This window comes from Solilutibacter silvestris, from assembly GCF_002895945.1.
In the GTDB taxonomy this organism is placed as follows: domain Bacteria; phylum Pseudomonadota; class Gammaproteobacteria; order Xanthomonadales; family Xanthomonadaceae; genus Solilutibacter; species Solilutibacter silvestris.
In genome coordinates this window covers 1,062,788-1,079,668 of the sequence record NZ_NPZB01000002.1, presented here as the reverse complement: position 1 = coordinate 1,079,668, position 16,881 = coordinate 1,062,788, and the positions used below count along the sequence as shown (strand labels likewise).

The 16,881-nt window shown below is 65.3% G+C and carries 19 protein-coding genes; 15 read left to right on the top strand and 4 right to left on the bottom strand.

From position 1 onward, the window contains the following. Window position 1 precedes the first annotated feature (1 nt). From Lysil_RS12555 to Lysil_RS12545, 3 genes are read right to left on the bottom strand one after another with little or no spacing between them, the layout of a single operon-like run. Window positions 2–979: a DUF58 domain-containing protein gene (locus tag Lysil_RS12555; RefSeq protein ID WP_103075876.1), complete on the bottom strand. Its 978-nt coding sequence runs from the start codon at window positions 977–979 to the stop codon at window positions 2–4. Then, complete coding sequence (locus tag Lysil_RS12550; RefSeq protein ID WP_103075875.1) at window positions 979–1,929, bottom strand: AAA family ATPase; 951 nt, start codon at window positions 1,927–1,929, stop codon at window positions 979–981. The genes Lysil_RS12555 and Lysil_RS12550 overlap by 1 nt, the downstream gene beginning before the upstream one ends. Window positions 1,930–1,958: 29 nt before the next feature. Continuing rightward, window positions 1,959–2,276, bottom strand: a complete 318-nt coding sequence (locus Lysil_RS12545) for a hypothetical protein (protein ID WP_103075874.1) — start codon at window positions 2,274–2,276, stop codon at window positions 1,959–1,961. Between the two features lie 167 nt (window positions 2,277–2,443). Between Lysil_RS12545 and Lysil_RS12540 the strand changes: the two genes are divergently transcribed. The 13 genes from Lysil_RS12540 to Lysil_RS12480 all read left to right on the top strand — a co-directional run bounded on the left by Lysil_RS12540 (window position 2,444) and on the right by Lysil_RS12480 (window position 13,118). After that, complete coding sequence (locus Lysil_RS12540) at window positions 2,444–2,959, top strand: YceD family protein (protein ID WP_103075873.1); 516 nt, start codon at window positions 2,444–2,446, stop codon at window positions 2,957–2,959. 50 nt (window positions 2,960–3,009) lie between these two features. Beyond that, a complete protein-coding gene (gene rpmF / locus Lysil_RS12535; protein WP_103075872.1) occupies window positions 3,010–3,204 on the top strand; it encodes a 50S ribosomal protein L32 in 195 nt (64 codons plus the stop codon). Between the two features lie 115 nt (window positions 3,205–3,319). Then, on the top strand, window positions 3,320–4,309 hold the full coding sequence (locus Lysil_RS12530; RefSeq protein ID WP_103075871.1) for a beta-ketoacyl-ACP synthase III: 990 nt from the start codon (window positions 3,320–3,322) through the stop codon (window positions 4,307–4,309). A gap of 28 nt (window positions 4,310–4,337) precedes the next feature. Further along, window positions 4,338–5,330: an ACP S-malonyltransferase gene (gene fabD, locus Lysil_RS12525; protein WP_103075870.1), complete on the top strand. Its 993-nt coding sequence runs from the start codon at window positions 4,338–4,340 to the stop codon at window positions 5,328–5,330. Next, window positions 5,327–6,070 carry a 3-oxoacyl-ACP reductase FabG gene (fabG, locus tag Lysil_RS12520; RefSeq protein WP_103076062.1) on the top strand — a complete coding sequence of 248 codons (744 nt, stop codon included), beginning with the start codon at window positions 5,327–5,329 and terminating at the stop codon, window positions 6,068–6,070. The genes fabD and fabG overlap by 4 nt, the downstream gene beginning before the upstream one ends. Window positions 6,071–6,201: 131 nt before the next feature. Then, window positions 6,202–6,444, top strand: a complete 243-nt coding sequence (acpP, locus tag Lysil_RS12515) for an acyl carrier protein (protein WP_103075869.1) — start codon at window positions 6,202–6,204, stop codon at window positions 6,442–6,444. 87 nt (window positions 6,445–6,531) lie between these two features. Next, entirely contained in the window at window positions 6,532–7,770 is a 1,239-nt protein-coding gene (gene fabF / locus Lysil_RS12510) for a beta-ketoacyl-ACP synthase II (protein ID WP_103075868.1), read from the top strand. Window positions 7,771–7,792: 22 nt separating this feature from the next. Next, window positions 7,793–9,172 carry an aminodeoxychorismate synthase component I gene (locus Lysil_RS12505; protein WP_103075867.1) on the top strand — a complete coding sequence of 460 codons (1,380 nt, stop codon included), beginning with the start codon at window positions 7,793–7,795 and terminating at the stop codon, window positions 9,170–9,172. A 2-nt stretch (window positions 9,173–9,174) separates the two neighbouring features. Beyond that, entirely contained in the window at window positions 9,175–9,978 is an 804-nt protein-coding gene (gene pabC / locus Lysil_RS12500; RefSeq protein WP_103075866.1) for an aminodeoxychorismate lyase, read from the top strand. A gap of 38 nt (window positions 9,979–10,016) precedes the next feature. Next, entirely contained in the window at window positions 10,017–11,150 is a 1,134-nt protein-coding gene (mltG, locus tag Lysil_RS12495) for an endolytic transglycosylase MltG (protein ID WP_103075865.1), read from the top strand. A gap of 11 nt (window positions 11,151–11,161) precedes the next feature. Beyond that, entirely contained in the window at window positions 11,162–11,797 is a 636-nt protein-coding gene (gene tmk, locus Lysil_RS12490) for a dTMP kinase (protein ID WP_103076061.1), read from the top strand. Beyond that, a complete protein-coding gene (locus Lysil_RS12485; RefSeq protein WP_103075864.1) occupies window positions 11,794–12,765 on the top strand; it encodes a DNA polymerase III subunit delta' in 972 nt (323 codons plus the stop codon). The genes tmk and Lysil_RS12485 overlap by 4 nt, the downstream gene beginning before the upstream one ends. After that, window positions 12,762–13,118, top strand: coding sequence for a PilZ domain-containing protein (locus Lysil_RS12480; protein ID WP_103075863.1), 357 nt, complete (start codon window positions 12,762–12,764; stop codon window positions 13,116–13,118). The genes Lysil_RS12485 and Lysil_RS12480 overlap by 4 nt, the downstream gene beginning before the upstream one ends. A gap of 54 nt (window positions 13,119–13,172) precedes the next feature. On the opposite strand, the gene Lysil_RS12475 is transcribed toward Lysil_RS12480, so the two are convergent. Beyond that, window positions 13,173–15,224, bottom strand: a complete 2,052-nt coding sequence (locus Lysil_RS12475) for a 3-hydroxyacyl-CoA dehydrogenase NAD-binding domain-containing protein (RefSeq protein WP_103076060.1) — start codon at window positions 15,222–15,224, stop codon at window positions 13,173–13,175. A gap of 157 nt (window positions 15,225–15,381) precedes the next feature. Between Lysil_RS12475 and rpoE the strand changes: the two genes are divergently transcribed. Both rpoE and Lysil_RS12465 read left to right on the top strand, forming a co-directional pair. Further along, window positions 15,382–15,987, top strand: coding sequence for an RNA polymerase sigma factor RpoE (gene rpoE / locus Lysil_RS12470; protein ID WP_103076059.1), 606 nt, complete (start codon window positions 15,382–15,384; stop codon window positions 15,985–15,987). After that, window positions 15,984–16,814, top strand: a complete 831-nt coding sequence (locus Lysil_RS12465) for a sigma-E factor negative regulatory protein (protein ID WP_103075862.1) — start codon at window positions 15,984–15,986, stop codon at window positions 16,812–16,814. Before rpoE ends, Lysil_RS12465 begins: the two co-directional genes overlap by 4 nt. Window positions 16,815–16,881 lie beyond the last annotated feature (67 nt).

Sequence of the window (16,881 nt, the reverse complement as noted above, 5' to 3'; positions counted from 1 at the left end):
CTCACGGGGAACGCTCCGGCAAGCGTGCGAGCGCTTCCAGGCAGGCATGACGATGTTGCGGTCCGCGATTCGCCGGCAATGCGCGACCGATCGGTGGACGCAGGCCATAGCGACGACCATGGCGTTCCGCGAGTTCGACCCAGTGCGCCAGGCGCGAGATGGCGTGTTCCCAGGGAAGATGCCGCACATCGTCCCAGTCGAGCAGGACATCGGCATCGACGCGTTGCTCGTACTCGCGTGTCAGCAAATGCGTCGCGCGCGCCGAGGCTTTCCATGCGATCGCGTGCGGCGCATCGCCGTGGCGATATGGTCGCAGCTGGTGGATGTCATCGCCGGCCGATGCCGGTTTTGCGCGCTGGCCACCGTAGCCGCGATCCGGCAATGGCGGCCCGTCGGTTTCGGGCGCCGGATAAATCAGCCAGCCCTGTCCCTGCCACAACCAGCTCCAGGCACAGGCGAGCCCGAGCGGGCGGGTGGTGGCGAGTTCCAATCGTCCCGCTTCCAGCCAGCCGCGTTTTGCGCCGGGAATCTGCAACGTCGCGTAGGTGATTGCGCTCGCATCGGTGCCGGCAACGCTGCGCCCATCCGCGCAATCCAGTTGCAATCCACTGCGCGCGCGACCATCGCTGGCCGCCAGTCCGATCTTCACCTGCAACGATTCACCGGCATGCACGGGTTCGGCGTCGATCGATGCCACGCGCAATCCCGACAATTGCAGGTGTGCGTAGACCAGGCTGGCCAATCCCGCCGCCAGCAACAGCAACGACAGCAGCAGTGCCGGATTGTTGTTGTAGTTGAGCGCGCCGAGGAACATCACGGCGACCAGCACGGCGTAGAACAGCCCGAACTTCGTCGGCAGCACGTAGACGCGACGACGGTCGATCGTCATCGGCAACGGATCGACACGGCCGCGGCGACGGATCCAGCCTTCCAGTCGCTGCCGGAACGGCGGTCGTCCGGCGGACACCTCGGCCGTCATCAGTCGACCGGAACCGCCAGCAGGATCGATCGCGCCAGTGCACGCGCATCACCGGCGTCGCCATTCGCCACCAGTCGATGCGCGGCGACATGCGGGAACAGCGTCTGCACGTCATCGGGAAGCACATGGCCGCGCCCGAGCAACAACGCGTGCGCGCGGGCAGCACGCAGCAATGACAGTCCCGCGCGCGGCGACAGGCCGACACGGACACCGGGATGGTTGCGGCTGCGTGCGATCAGTGCCTGCAGGTAATCGATCAAGGCATCGCTGGCGTGCACCTGCTGGACGGCAGCGCGGATCGTCATCAGGTCGTCGCGACCGATTTGCGGCCGTGCCTGCGCGATCAGCAGGCGACGTTCCTCGCCGAGCAGCAGTGCGCGTTCGGCATCGGCGCCGGGATAGCCCATCGAAATGCGCAGCAGGAAACGATCAAGTTGCGAATCGGGCAGGGGATAGGTGCCGACCAGATCGACCGGATTCTGCGTGGCGATCACGAAGAACGGTTCCGCCAACGTGCGCGTCACGCCATCGAGCGTGACCTGGCGCTCGGCCATCGCCTCCAGCAGTGCGCTTTGCGTGCGCGGCGGCGCGCGATTGATTTCATCGGCCAGCAAGACGTGGGTGAACACCGGCCCGGGATGGAATTCGAAGCGCGAGGCTGGCGCTTCGTAGATCGAGACGCCGAGGACATCGGCGGGCAGCAGGTCGGAGGTGAATTGGATGCGCTGGAAGTCGAGTCCGAGCGTTGCCGCCAGCGCGTGCGCCAGCGTGGTCTTGCCGAGGCCGGGCAGGTCTTCGATCAGCAGATGGCCGTCGGCCAGCAAGGCGACGAAGGCCAGTCGCACTTCCAGCGGCTTGCCAAGCACCAGCTGGTTGATCTGGCGTTGCGCGGCATCGAGCGCGCCGGCCTGGGCGTCGGCGAGGGGGCGGGGCGGTGTGGCGGTGCGCATCGGGGGCTGTGCTCCGGTGAATGGTTCGGTCAAGTGACGGTTTGCGCATCCAGCTGGCGGCGGCCGGCGTCGAGGCGGCTGCGCACGGCTTCCAGTTCGGCGATGCCGGCCTCCATTCCATGCTGCTGCAGCCACATCCGCTGGCGCAACAGATCGTGCAGTGCATCGCGCAGGGCGGCATCGGCGTGTCCGGCGCTGGTGATGCCGTCCAGCTGGCGGCGCACGCGCGTCAGTTGCAGTTCCAGCGCATCGGCGCTGTCCATCACCTCATGGAGCAGGTTCCAGCGCTGGCGTTGCCGCTGCCGCCGCACCGGCAAAATGGCGGTGACGACGGCCACAATCGCCACGATGGGGACGAGTAAAATGAATGTGTTCAACAACCGCCCCGAGATCCTGATCCTGAACGGCAGTGTGTCGATTGGCCGGCGCCGGTGCAAATCCCCCGGCGGCGATGTTCTGCCGCACCTCCGGGAGTTTGACAGTCCCCCCGTTCATCCTTAAAATTCATCGGCTTATGTCCCCGAATTTACCCGATCAGCTCGATCCATGGCGCATGGTGTCGGCGCAACGGCTGTTCGAGGGCAGGCTGGAACTGGCGGAATTGCCACGGCTGGCCGGTCTGCTGGCTGATCGCAAGGGCGAAATCGCCTATCGCATCAGCTTCGACCGCGACGCCATGCAGATCGCCTATGCCACGCTGGAGATCGAGGCCGCGTTGCCGCTGGAATGCCAGCGCAGCCTGGAGTCCTTCGAACTTCCGGTACGGATCGACCAGCGCATCGCGTTCATCCGCGACGAAGCCGAGGAAGCAGCGCTTCCGGAAGGCTACGAAGCGTGGCTGGTGGATGCGAGCGATGTGATCTCGCCGCGGGATCTGATCGAGGATGAATTGATCCTCGTGGTTCCGGCGATTCCGGTCAAACCGGGCACCGAGGCCATGGCGGCCGAGTGGTCGCCCGACGAGAAAGAAGTCGCGGCGGCCAATCCGTTCGCGGCACTGGCAGCGCTCCGGCGCGACCAGAAAGAGTAACGATTTAGCCGCCCGGGCGACCGGGCACCGATTCTCCAGGAGTTTGTCCCATGGCTGTCCAGAAATCCCGCGTTTCCCCGTCCAAGCGTGGCATGCGCCGCGCGCATGATTCGTTGACGTCGAAGCAGCTGTCCACCGATCCGACCAGCGGCGAGACCCATATCCGCCACCACGTCACCGCCGACGGCTACTATCGTGGCAAGAAGGTGCTTCCGTCCAAGACCAAGGCGGTCGCGGAAGATTGATTCCGCCTTGGCGGAATCCACTGTTGTGATCCTCCGGGACGATGCCGACATGGTTGGCGTCGTCCCGTCGCGTTTCCGGAATCCGGCGCTCTCCCAACGCCCAGGAGCCTGATCGATGGCTGAAGTCGTTTCCCGCGTTTTTTCCCGCATTGCCGGTACCGGCAGTGCCTTGCCGGCACAGGTGGTCACCAATGACGACCTCGCCAAGCGCGTCGACACCAGCGATGAATGGATCGCGAGCCGGACCGGCATCCGCCAGCGCCACGTCGCCGGCGAGGGCGAAACCACGGTCACCCTCGGCGAAGAGGCTGCGCGCAAGGCGATGGCCGCCGCCGGGGTCACCCCCGGCGAGATCGACCTGATCGTCTTCGGCACCACCACGCCGGACCTGATCTTCCCGTCCTCGGCCTGCCTGATGCAGGCGCGCCTGGGGATCGCCGGCTGCCCGGCCTTCGACGTCAATGCCGCCTGCTCGGGCTTCATCTATGCACTCGCGGTCGCCGACAAGTTCGTGCGCAGCGGCGAGCATCGCTGCGTGCTGGTGGTCGGCTCGGAAACGTTGACGCGCATGGTCGACTGGAACGATCGCGGCACCTGCGTCCTGTTCGGCGATGGCGCCGGCGCCGTCGTGCTCAAGCCCGACAGCGAGACCGGCATCCTCAGTACCCATCTGCACGCCGATGGCAGCAAGAAGGAGCTGTTGTGGAACCCGGTCGGCGTCTCCGTCGGCTTCAAGCCGGAAGAACCCAACGCCGGCGTCAAGGTGGTGATGGCCGGCAACGAGGTGTTCAAGCACGCGGTCAAGGCCCTCGACGGCCTGGTCGATGAAACACTGGAAGCCAATGGTCTCGATCGCCATGACATCGACTGGCTGATCCCGCACCAGGCCAACCTGCGCATCATCGAAGCGACGGCCAAACGCCTCGACATGCCGATGGAACGCGTGATTGTCACCGTCGACAAGCACGGCAACACCTCGTCGGGCTCGGTGCCGCTGGCGCTGGACTTCGCGGTGCAGTCCGGCAAGGTCCAGCGCGGCCAGTTGCTGCTGCTGGAAGCCTTCGGTGGCGGCTTCACCTGGGGTTCGGTGCTGCTGCGCTACTGAGCGGTCGTCCTTCACCATTCCGGCGCGAATGGTGGCCTGGTGCGGCTACCATGACGGGCCCTCCCCATACGAGTCATCCGTGACCGCACTCGCCTTCGTGTTCCCCGGCCAGGGCTCGCAGAGCCTCGGCATGCTGGCGGAACTCTCCGAACTGCATCCCGTCATCCGCAGCACCTTCGATGAAGCATCGGATGGGGCGGACGTCGACCTGTGGGCGTTGTCGCAGGGCGGCCCGGAGGAGATGCTCAATCGCACCGAATACACCCAGCCGGCACTGCTGGCGGCGGGCGTGGCGGTATGGCGTGCATGGCAGGCACAGGGCGGGGCGCAGCCGTCGCTGCTGGCTGGCCACAGTTTGGGTGAATACAGCGCGCTGGTCGCTGCCGGTGCCTTGTCGTTGAAGGACGGCGCGCATCTGGTGCGCATCCGCGGGCAGTTGATGCAGGATGCCGCGCCTGCCGGAACCGGCGCGATGGCGGCGGTGATCGGTGCCGACGATGCGTTGGTCGCCGAAGTGTGCAAGGCCGCGTCGGAATCGCAAGTGGTGGTGCCAGCCAATTACAACTCGCCGGGGCAGATCGTGATCGGTGGTGATGCCGCCGCGGTCGATCGCGCGTTGGCATTACTGTCGGAGAAGGGCGTGCGCAAGACGGTGAAGCTGGCCGTCAGCGTGCCGTCGCATACGCCGTTGATGCGCGAAGCCGCCAATCGACTCGCCGAAACCATGCGCGGGCTGCACTGGCATGCGCCGACGTTGCCAGTGGTGCAGAACGTCGATGCCCAGGTGCACGCCGATATCGATGGCATCCGTGATGCGCTGGTGCGCCAGTTGTATCTGCCGGTGCGCTGGACCGACTGCGTGCAGGCGCTCGCGGCGAAAGGCGCAACGCGCATCGGCGAATGCGGCCCGGGCAAAGTGCTGGCGGGCCTCGCCAAGCGCATCGACAAATCCCTCGACGCACGCGCCCTCGGCAGCGTGCCGGAATTCGCAACCGCACTGGAAGAATGGAACGCCCGATGAGTAAACCGCTTGAGAATCAAATCGCGCTGGTGACCGGTGCATCGCGCGGCATCGGTGCCGCGATCGCTGACGAACTCGCCGCACGTGGCGCCACCGTGATCGGAACCGCCACCACCGAATCGGGCGCGGCCACGATCGGCGAACGGATGAAAGCGGCTGGCGGCCACGGCCGCGTGTTGAACGTCACTGAAGCCGGCGCGATCGAAACATTGATCGACAACATCCAGAAGGAATTCGGCGGCCTCGATATCCTCGTCAACAACGCTGGCATCACCCGCGACAATCTGCTGATGCGGATGAGGGATGAAGACTGGCAGGCGATCCTCGATACCAATCTCACCAGCGTCTATCGCGCCAGCAAGGCGGTGATGCGCGGGATGATGAAGGCGCGCAAGGGCCGCATCGTCAACATCGCATCGGTGATCGGCGTGACCGGCAACGCGGGGCAGTCCAATTACGCCGCAGCCAAGGCCGGCATCATCGCTTTCAGCAAGTCGCTGGCGCGCGAGATCGGCAGCCGCGGCATCACCGTGAACGTGGTCGCGCCCGGCTTCATCGCCACCGACATGACCCGCGATCTGCCGGAAGACGCCAAGGCCGCGATGCTCCAGCAGATCGCGCTGGGACGCCTCGGCGAACCCGCCGATATCGCCCGTGCGGTAGCCTTCCTGGCGGGCCCCGATGCCGCCTACATCACCGGCGAGACCCTGCACGTCAACGGTGGCATGTACATGTCGTGACGCCGGGCCTGTATTCCGGCATCATTGCCGGCCGGCGGCCCGGGCTTCCATCCGCCGCCGGATTGCTTGCCAAATCCACTTTTGCACTACACTAGAACCTGAAACCTCCCTCCCTCTGGAGCAGCAATAACATGAGCACCATCGAAGAGCGCGTCAAGAAAATCGTTGTCGAACAGCTTGGCGTCAAGGAAGAAGATGTCAGCACCAATGCCTCGTTCGTGGACGATCTCGGCGCCGATTCGCTCGATACCGTCGAGCTGGTGATGGCGCTTGAAGAAGAATTCGAGTGCGAGATCCCGGACGAAGACGCCGAGAAGATCACCACGGTCCAGCAGGCGATCGACTACGTCAAGGGTCACGTCAAGACGGCCTGATCGCGCCCGCGATCACCACTCATGGGGCCGCGCATCGCGGCCCTGTGCGTTTCAGCGAACAGAAGATCCAGGGATCACGGAGTCAGCATGTCCAAGCGTCGCGTCGTCATCAGTGGTCTCGGCATTCTTTCGCCGCTCGGCCTCGATCTGGCGTCCAACTGGGATGCCATCACCCACGGTCGCTCCGGCATCGGTGCGATCACCCATTTCGATGTCGAAGCGTACCCGGCCCGCATCGCCGGTGAAGTACGCGGCTTTGATCCCGCGCAGTGGGTCGCGGCGAAAGATGTCAAGAAGATGGATCCGTTCGTCCATTACGGTGTCGCGGCATCCGCCATGGCGATCGCCGATTCCGGACTGGAAATTTCCGGCGAAGCAGCGGAACGCATCGGCGTCGCGATCGGCGCCGGCATCGGTGGCCTGCACGGCATCGAGGAAACCACGCTCAAGCTCGCCGAGGGCGGACCGCGTAAAGTCTCGCCGTTCTACGTGCCCAGCACCATCATCAACATGATTTCCGGCCAGGTCTCGATCATGACCGGCGCCAAGGGCCCGAACATCGCCGTGGTCACCGCCTGCACCACGGCGGCGCACAACATCGGCCTGGCGATGCGCATGATCCAGTACGGCGAAGCCGACGCGATGATCTGCGGCGGCGCCGAATACGCCATCACCCCGACCGCGGTCAGCGGTTTCTGCGCGATGAAGGCGCTCTCCACCCGCAACGACGACCCGACGCGCGCATCGCGACCGTGGGATCGCGATCGCGACGGCTTCGTGATGGGCGATGGCGCCGGCGTGCTGGTGATCGAAGAGTACGAACAGGCGAAGGCGCGTGGCGCGAAAATCTACGCCGAACTGATCGGTTTCGGCATGAGCGGCGACGCCTATCACATGACCGCGCCCAGCGAAAACGGCGATGGCCCCGCGCGTTGCATGCGCGCGGCGATGAAGGATGCCGGCGTCAATCCGCAGGACATCGGCTACATCAACGCGCACGGCACATCGACGCCAGCCGGCGATCTCGGCGAAACGCGGGCGATCAAGCTGGCGCTCGGCGATGCCGCGAAGTCGGTGATGGTGTCGTCGACCAAGTCGATGACCGGCCATCTGCTCGGCGCCGCTGGCGGCGTGGAGGCGGTGTATTCGGCGATGGCGCTGCGCGAAGGCGTGATCCCGCCGACCATCAACCTCGACAATCCGTCGGAAGGTTGCGATCTCGACTACGTGCCGCACACCGCGCGCCAGGAACAGGTGGAGATCGTGATGTCGAACTCGTTCGGCTTCGGCGGCACCAATGGCACGCTGGTGATGCGTCGCGTCTGACCCGCGATCGGATGCTCGAGCGATGTCGCGTCTGATCCGGCGTCGCCTGTCCGGCACCATCGACCTGTTGCGCCTGCATCGCCACGATCCGGCGCGCTATCCGCTGTTGCTGGAATCGTCGGCGCATGCGCTCGATGCCTCGGCGCGCAAGCACGCGCACTGGGACATGTTGCTGGTCGCCGACGGCGCTGGCGTGGCTTGTGATCGCGCTGGAACATTGCACGACCTGCAGGGTGATGCGCTGGCCGGCGGGTTCCTCGACCATCTCGAACGCGACTGGCAAGCGCATCGAGTCGCACCCGATCGCGCCGACGCCGATCTTCCGTTCCGTGGCGGCTGGGCAGTGTTCTGCGCCTACGAAGTAGCGGAAGAGATCGAACCGACATTGACGTTGCCGCTGGCTGCAGGTGATGGTCCGCGCGCTGTCGCGTTGCGTTGTCCGGCGGCGATCCTGCGCGATCACGCGACCGGGGAATCGATCGCCATCGCGGAAGACGGATGCGGGGAATGGATCGATCGCATCGAGCATGATCTGCAGGCATCGACCGCTCATGGCGAACCTGCCTGGCATTCGCCCGTCGAAATCGCCGAAGACGATCCGCAACACTTCCTCGATGGTGTCGTGGCGGTGCTGCGCCACCTGCATGACGGCGATATCTACCAGGCCAATTTGTCGCGTGGTTGGCAGGCGCGGTTCGCGCAACTCGTCGATCCGTCGGTGTTGCATGCGCGTCTGCGCGCGGCCAATCCCGCGCCGTTTTCCGGGTTATTCGTGCATGACGGCTGGGCACTGGCGAGTTCGTCGCCGGAACGGCTGGTAACGATTCGCGAAGGCATCGCCAGCACGCGACCGATCGCCGGCACGCGGCCACGCATCGCCGGTGACGACGATCAAGCCCGTATCCGCGAATTGATCGACCACCCCAAGGAGCGCGCCGAGCACGTGATGCTGGTCGATCTCGAACGCAACGATCTCGGTCGCGTCTGTGTCGGTGGCACGGTGGAAGTCGACGAGTTGATGACCGTCGAGAGCTACACCCATGTCCATCACATCGTCAGCAATGTGCGTGGTGTGCTTGCTCCGGATGCGAGTCCGATCGACGTGCTGCGCGCGACCTTCCCCGGCGGCACCATCACCGGCTGCCCCAAGGTGAGTTGCATGCGGATCATTGCGGCGCAGGAAGGGATCGGCCGTGGCGCCTACACCGGCGCGATGGGCTGGCTCAACCGCGATGGCGACATGGATCTCAATATCCTGATCCGCAGCGCCGAAGTGACGGGCGACAGCGTGCGTTTCCGCACCGGCGCCGGAATTGTGCTGCAGTCGATCGCCGCGAAGGAATTGGCGGAAACACAGGCCAAGGCACGCGGGCTGTTGCGCGCGTTGGGCATGGAGGAATGACGATGGATGTGCGCATCTTCCATGGACAGAATCGCGTTGCGCAGATCGATCCCGGCGATCGCGGACTGGCCTATGGCGATGGCCTGTTCGAGACGATGCGCGTGCATCGCGGCGGGATTCCATGGCTGGATGCGCATCTACGTCGTCTGCGACATGGTGCGGATCGATTGGGAATCCTGCTTCCGGATGACACATTGTTGCGCGTGGAAATCGCATCGGCTTGCGCGAACCAGGATTCCGCCGTGCTCAAGTTGATCGTCACGCGCGGTACCGGTGGCCGCGGCTATGCGCCGCCTGATCCCGCACAACCGATGTGGCTGTTGTCGCTGCACGCGGCGCCATTGCCGATGCAGGACGTCAGTGTCGTCTGGTGCGGCACGACGCTTGCGGAACAGCCGGCGCTGGCGGGACTCAAGCATTGCAACCGCCTCGAACAGGTGCTGGCACGACGGGAAGTGGTGGCTGCCGGCGCCGATGAGGGCTTGATGCACGCTGCCACGGGCCATGTCATCTCGGCGACCGCGGCAAATCTGTTCATCCATGATGGCGGCGACGGCTGGCTGACGCCGCCGCTTGATCGCTGCGGCGTGGCGGGCGTGTGTCGCGACTGGTTGCTGCATCACGCACCGGCGCGCGAAACGCCGCTGGATCGTCCTGCGGTGCTGCGTTCATCCGCCATATTCCTCTGCAATGCCGTGCGCGGTATCCTGCCGGTACGCCGCCTCGATGCGCGCGAGTGGCCAGAGAGTGCGCATCTCCGTGCGCTGCAGCGCCAGCTTGCCGCCGCGCATCCCGGCTTGAACTGAAATGCTGGCCTGACAGGCTCTGGACGAGGAAAGAATCGATGCGCGCACCGAAAAAGAAACGCGGATTCAAGGGGCTGTTTCTGGTCCTGCTGCTGGCATTGGCGGCCGCGGGGTACTTGGCTTGGCGCCATTACACGGTGTTCGTCGGGCAACCGTTCTCCGGTTTGCGCGATGACCAGCGCATCAGTGTCGGCAAGGGCAATGCGCTGCCACAAGTGCTGCGCAGATTGCGCGCTGCCGGTGTCACCGAAGGGTTCGATATCGAATGGCAGGTGCTGGCGCGCCAGCTTGATGCCGCGGGCAAATTGCAGGTGGGCGAGTACGCGCTGAAGAACGGCATGACGCCGGGCGAACTGCTGCGCAACATCCGCGACGGCAAGGTGGTGAGTTATCGCTTTACCCTGATCGACGGCTGGAATATCCGCGATCTGCGCAAGGCGCTGGCCAAGGCCGAACCGTTGACACACACCATCGACGCGATGACCGATGCGCAGTTGATGGCGGCGCTCGGCCATGGCGGACAGCATCCTGAAGGCCGCTTCCTTCCGGAAACCTATCTGTACAACACCGGCGACAGCGATCTCGGCGTGCTGAAACAGGCGTATGCGGCGATGGACAAGGTGCTGGCATCGGAGTGGGCTTCGCGTGCGCAGGGATTGCCGTTCAAGACTCCCGACGACGCGTTGACGCTGGCATCGATCGTCGAAAAGGAAACCGGCAACCCCGATGATCGGGCGAAGATCGCCGGTGTGTTCGTGCGCCGGCTCGCGGCGGGCATGCGCCTGGAAACCGACCCCACCGTGATCTATGGCATGGGCACGAGCTATGCCGGCAACATCCGCAAGAAGGATATGCAGACCGATACGCCATACAACACCTATCTCCGCGTCGGCTTGCCGCCGACGCCGATCTCGATGCCGGGCAAGGCGGCGCTGCAGTCGGTCATGCACCCGGCCCCCGGCGATGCCATCTATTTCGTTTCCAGTGGCGATGGCAGCGGCCACAGCCTGTTCGCGACGACTTTTACAGAACACCAGGCCAACGTGAACACCTATCTCGCGCGCTATCGCGCCGGACAGGCCAAGGGACCACTCGTCGGCACGACGACGTCCACGGATGATGCGACCGTGCAAACCCCGGCGCCGGCACCCGCCGGAGCAGCGAAGCCGTGACCGAACTGGCGATGGCGCCACGCCTGATCACGCTGGAAGGCGGCGAGGGCGCCGGAAAATCCACGGTGCTGGCGGCGTTGGCACAGGCATTGCGCGTGCATGGCGGCGAGGTGGTGACGACACGCGAACCGGGCGGTACCCCTTTGGCCGAACGCATCCGTGAATTGCTGCTGCATCCGGACAACGCCGATGCGCCGACCGCGGAAACGGAATTGCTGTTGATGTTCGCGTCGCGCGCGCAGCATGTTTCGGTGGTGGTGCAGCCGGCATTGGCGCGTGGCGACTGGGTGCTGAGTGATCGCTTCACCGATGCCAGCTTCGCGTATCAGGGCGCGGGGCGTGGTGTCGATGCCGCGACGATCCGCCAACTCGAAGCGCGTTTCGTTGGACTGCGGCCGGGCTTGACCCTGCTGCTCGATGTTCCGGTCGCGGTCGGTCGCGCCCGAGCGCAAGGGCGCGCGGCACCGGACCGCATCGAATCCGAAGCCGATGGTTTTTTCGAATGCGTGCGCGCGACCTATCGCGAACTCGCTGCTGCCGAACCGCGGCGTTTCCACGTGATCGATGCCAGCCAGCCGGCGGAACAGGTTGCCGCCGCTGCAGTCGCCGCGCTCGATCGTTACCTGCAGCGCATGGATCGCGGATGACGGCTGGATTCGCGCCCTGGCAGCAAGCGGCCTACACACGGGCCACCGTGAGCCTGGACGAAGGACGCCTCGGCCATGCGTTGCTGGTCTGTGGGCCGACGCGCATCGGCAAGCGTGCACTGGTCGATCATCTCGCCAAACGCGTGCTGTGCCTGACGCCGGATGCCGATGGCGAGCCGTGCGGACGCTGCCGCAGTTGCACGCTGTTCCCGACTGGCGCGCATCCCGACCTGCGTATCGTCAAGTTGGAGATGAACAAGGAAGGCACGCGCCTGCGCAGCGAGATCGTGATCGACCAGGCGCGCGATGTCGGTGCGTGGCTGTCGTTGACGTCGCAGCTCGGCGGTGCGCAGGTGGTGATCGTCGATCCCGCCGACGCGATGAACACCGCGGCAGCCAACGCCTTGCTGAAGACGCTGGAAGAACCGTTGCCGAATCGTTACCTGTGGCTAGTATGCGCGCAGCCGAATCGTCTTCCCGCGACCATCCGCAGCCGCTGCCAGCGCCTGGAGTTGACCTTGCCGAACCATGCCGATGCGTTGCAGTGGTTGCTCGAGCAGGGACAGCCACGCGCCGATGCCGAAGCCGCGCTCGCTGCGGCACAGGGCGATCCCGGGCAGGCGTTGCTTTGGTTGACCACGGGCGGAATGGCGCTGCGCAAGCAGGTCGATGCCGATTTGCGCGCGATCGCGAGCGGCAACAGCGGTGCGATGGAGATCGCGCAGCGCTGGGCAGCCGATGGCGATGCGGCGCAACGCCTGCGCTTCGCCGCCGATCTTGCCCTCGAGCAGGCAACCCGCTTGACCGCTGCCACGGAAACCCGCAGGCTGGCGAAGTGGTTCGATCAGGCCAACCGCGTGCGTGACTTGTTGCGGACGACGGTGCGGGCGGATCTGGCGATTGCCGGATTGCTGCTGGAATGGCGAACGGGGAATAACGGACGAACGGAAGGAGCGAGACGCGCATGAGCACACCGCAGGGCGGACGCCAGGCCATCGTGTCGTTGCCATTGGCCGACAAGGACCAGGTCTACGAGGCCTACATGCCGTTCGTGCGCAATGGCGGGCTGTTCGTGCGCACGACCAAACGCCATTTCCTCGGCGATCCGGTGTTCCTGCTGGTGACGTTGCCGGGATCGAGCGAGCGCGTGCCGGTTTCGGGTCGCGTGGTGTGGGTGACGCCGCCAGGCGCGCAGAGCGGACGCCCGGCCGGTATCGGTGTGCAGTTCGATGACACCGCGGAAGCGTTGGGATTGCGCGGCAAGCTGGAAGTCGAACTCGCGGGACGCCTCGAATCGGACAAGCCGACTGCGACGATGTAGTGGTGGTATCGCACGCGCTGGCTTGGCGGGTAGCCAGCTCCGCGCGTGCCGGCTTTACCGCAATGCATCCCAACCCGCCCGCGGCGCGAATCGCTCACCATGCGTCGCCTGCAATGCGTTGAGTCGAGCGAGCAACGCATCGACGCCGCTCTCGCGCACATACTGGATCGGACCGCCACGGAACGGCGCGAATCCGGTGCCGAAGATCACCCCGGCATCGAGCAGATCGCCATCGGCGACCACGCCATCGTGCAGGCAGGCCACTGCTTCGTTCACCAACGGCAGGATCAGGCGATCCTCGAGATCGGCAGGGGCCTTGTAATCGGCGGGTACTTCGGGTTTCACCGCTTTGCCATCCTTCCACGCATACAGGCCTTGCCCGTCCTTCTTGCCGCGCTTGCCCGCTTCCGGCGGTGTCGACAAGGCGGTGGGGATTTCCAGCCCGAGGAAGGGCGCGAGTTCCGCACCGACACCAGCGGCGACATCGAGGCCGACGGTATCGATCAGTTCGATCGGGCCCATCGGCATGCCGAAGCGCGTCGCGGCCTTGTCGATCACCGGACCGGGAATGCCTTCCGACAATGCCCGCGCCGCTTCCAGCAGGTACGGGAACAACACGCGGTTGACGAGAAAACCCGGCGTGCCCGCGACCGGTACCGGCAGCTTGTCGAGCTTCTTGCAGAACGCGGCGAGGCGTTGCTGGGTTTGCGCGTCCATCGTGTCGTGATGGATCAGTTCCACCAGCGGCATCAGCGCGACCGGATTGAAGTAGTGCAAACCGGCGAAGCGTTCCGGATGGCGCACATGCTCGCGTAACTCGTTCAACGGGATCGACGAAGTATTGGTGGTGAGCAGTGCGCCATCCTTCATCCACGGTTCGACATCGGCATACAACGCACGTTTCGCCTCGGGATTCTCGATGATCGCCTCGATCACCAGATCGGCATCGGCGATGCCATCGCCAGCGACATCGCCCTTCAGTCGTTCTGCCACCACTGCGCGCGCAGCAGCATCCTTCACCTTTTTCGCGAACAGTTCGCCAGCGCGTGACAAGGCGCCATCGATGAAGCGCTGCTCGCGATCCTGCAACGTCACCTCGAAGCCCTTGTAGGCCGCCCATGCCGCGATATCGCCGCCCATCACGCCAGCGCCGATCACGTGCACCTTGCGGATGGCGGAATCGCCGGTGCCGAGCGACTTCAGGCGTTCCTGCAGGAAAAAGACCCGGATCAGGTTGCGCGCAGTCGGTGTCGCCGACACTGCCACCACGCTGCGACGTTCGCTGCCGAGTTGCGCCGCCGTGGTGCTGAACGGTCCCGGTCTGCGCCAGCTTTCGATCAAAGCATAGGGCGCCGGATAGTGCGCTTTCGGCGCCTTGCGTGCGACCTGCTTCATCATTTGCGGCGCCAGCAACTGTCGCACTGGCCACGCGTTGGTGATCGCTGCCAGCGCGCGTTGCTTGAACGGTCGCGTGGTGCCTCGCAGTGCGAGTTCAGCCGCAGTGTCGATGAGCACGGCGGGATCGACGACCTTGTCGACCAGGCCCATCGCGCGGCCGGACGACGCGCTGACGCTGCGACCGGTCAGCATCAGGTCGAACGCCGCCGGCGCGCCGATCAGTCGCGGCAGGCGCACGCTGCCGCCCCAGCCAGGGAAGATGCCGAGCTTCACTTCCGGCAGGCCAATCCGGGTCGAGGGATCGTTGCTGGCGACGCGATAACGGCAGGCCAGCGACAGTTCGGTGCCGCCACCCATGCAGAAGCCGTGGATCGCCGCGACCGTCGGGCAGGGCAGGCGGGCGATACGATCGAACACCTGCTGGCCATTGCGGATGGCGTCGGTGGTGGTGCCCTTGAGGTCGAATTGCTGGAATTCGCGGATATCGGCACCGGCGATGAAGCCGCGCTCCTTGGCCGAGCAGAACACCACGCCGCGCGGCGGATCCATCGCCAGTCGTTCGACGATCAACCCCAGTTCGCGCAAGGCGTCCTGCGAAAAACTGTTCACGGATTGGTCGGCGCGGTCGAAGGCGATGATCTCGACACCGTCGGGGCGGGACAGGTGGCGCCAGTTGCGCAGCGGCAGGCCATCGAAGCGCGTGCTCATGGCGGACATTCCTTGGCGTATGGATTCAGCTGCCCATCATCCCCAATCCCCGGTTCTGCGGTCAAATGGCGGGGTCGGGAACTCCGGGCCGGGCGCGCGGTCGAAAGCTGCAACCCCGACCAATCCGACGCCTCCACGAATGCGAATCGCCCAGACCATGGCAGAGCCGATCGATGACCTCGACGCCGAACTGGTCCGCCGCGTCCAAGGCGGACAGCAGCCGGCCTTCGACCAGCTGGTGCGCAAGCACCAGGCGCGGGTGACTGCGCTCATCGGTCGTTACATCAACGATTGGAGCGAATGCCAGGACGTGGCGCAGGAAGCCTTCCTGCGTGCATATCGCGCCATCGGTACCTTCCGCGGCGATGCGCAGTTCTCCACCTGGATGCATCGCATCGCGGTGAACACGGCGAAGAACCATCTCGCCGCGCAACGCCGCCGGCCGCCGACCGACGATATCGATTTCGTCGATGCCGAGCAGTACGCCGGTGGCTTGCGCATGCGCGATTCCGATACGCCGGAACGCGAAGCGATGCGCCAGGAAGTGGAGATGACGGTGATGCAGGCGGTCGATGCGCTGCCCGAGGACCTGCGCACCGCCATCACCCTGCGCGAAGTGGACGGCCTCAGTTACGAGGAGATCGCCGGGCAGATGGGCTGCCCGATCGGCACGGTGCGTTCGCGCATCTTCCGTGCCCGCGATGCCATCGACAGTGCGCTGCGCCCGTTGCTGGGCCAAGGCGCGACCCGGAGTCAATCATGAAGCACGATTTCATCGACACACATGCACGCGAACAGCTGTCGGCCCTGCTCGATGGCGAACTCGATGGCGACGCCGCGCGTTTCCTGCAACGCCGCCTGGAGCACGACGATGCGCTGGTCGGCCAGCTGGTGCGCTGGCAGCTGGCTGGCGACGTGTTGCGCGCCCATGCGCGTGCGCCACATGAACATGAAGAAGAGGATCTCGCCGGTCGCGTGCGTGCGGCGATCGAACGCGAACAGTCGCAGGCGGTGTCGAAGAAGCCGCGGCGCGGCTGGATGCTGTGGGGCAGTGGACTTGCGGCCGCGGCGGCATTCGGTTTCGCAGCGTTGAACCTGCCGGCAACGGTCGATCCCGCGCCGCCGGCGCCGACGAAGGTGGCGGCGACGATGCCCGCCACGCAGCGCGCCGTGGCACCGCTGGCAGCCGCACCGATCACCGTGGCGGTAGCGCCGAAATCATCGCCGGCCGATGCCGTTGTCGAACCCGTCGCGCATCGCGTGGCCGAAACCGCGCCGCACCATCGTCAACGCGAAGAGGTTGCCAACGTTCCCCGTCATGTGCAGCGTGATGTGCAGGAGGAGGCGCCCGTGCCGCAGCAACGCGAAGTGGCGGTTGCCGCCAGTGCCGCTCCGGCCAAGGCGAAGACGAAGCTGGATCGCAATCCGTTCTCGATGCCATCGGCCGCCGCGCAATCGGAACTTCCATGGCCGAAGGCGACGCTGCCCGGGTTCAATTCCGGCCTCAACGCCGATTTCCGCAGCGACAGTGCCAGCGGCAATCCCTTCATGCCACATCGGGCGACGTTCGAATCATCGCCGCAGCATTGAATCCGTTCGTTCACGTTCCACCATTTTCCTGCCCATGCAGGTGATCCCGTCATGCCAGTTCCAAGGA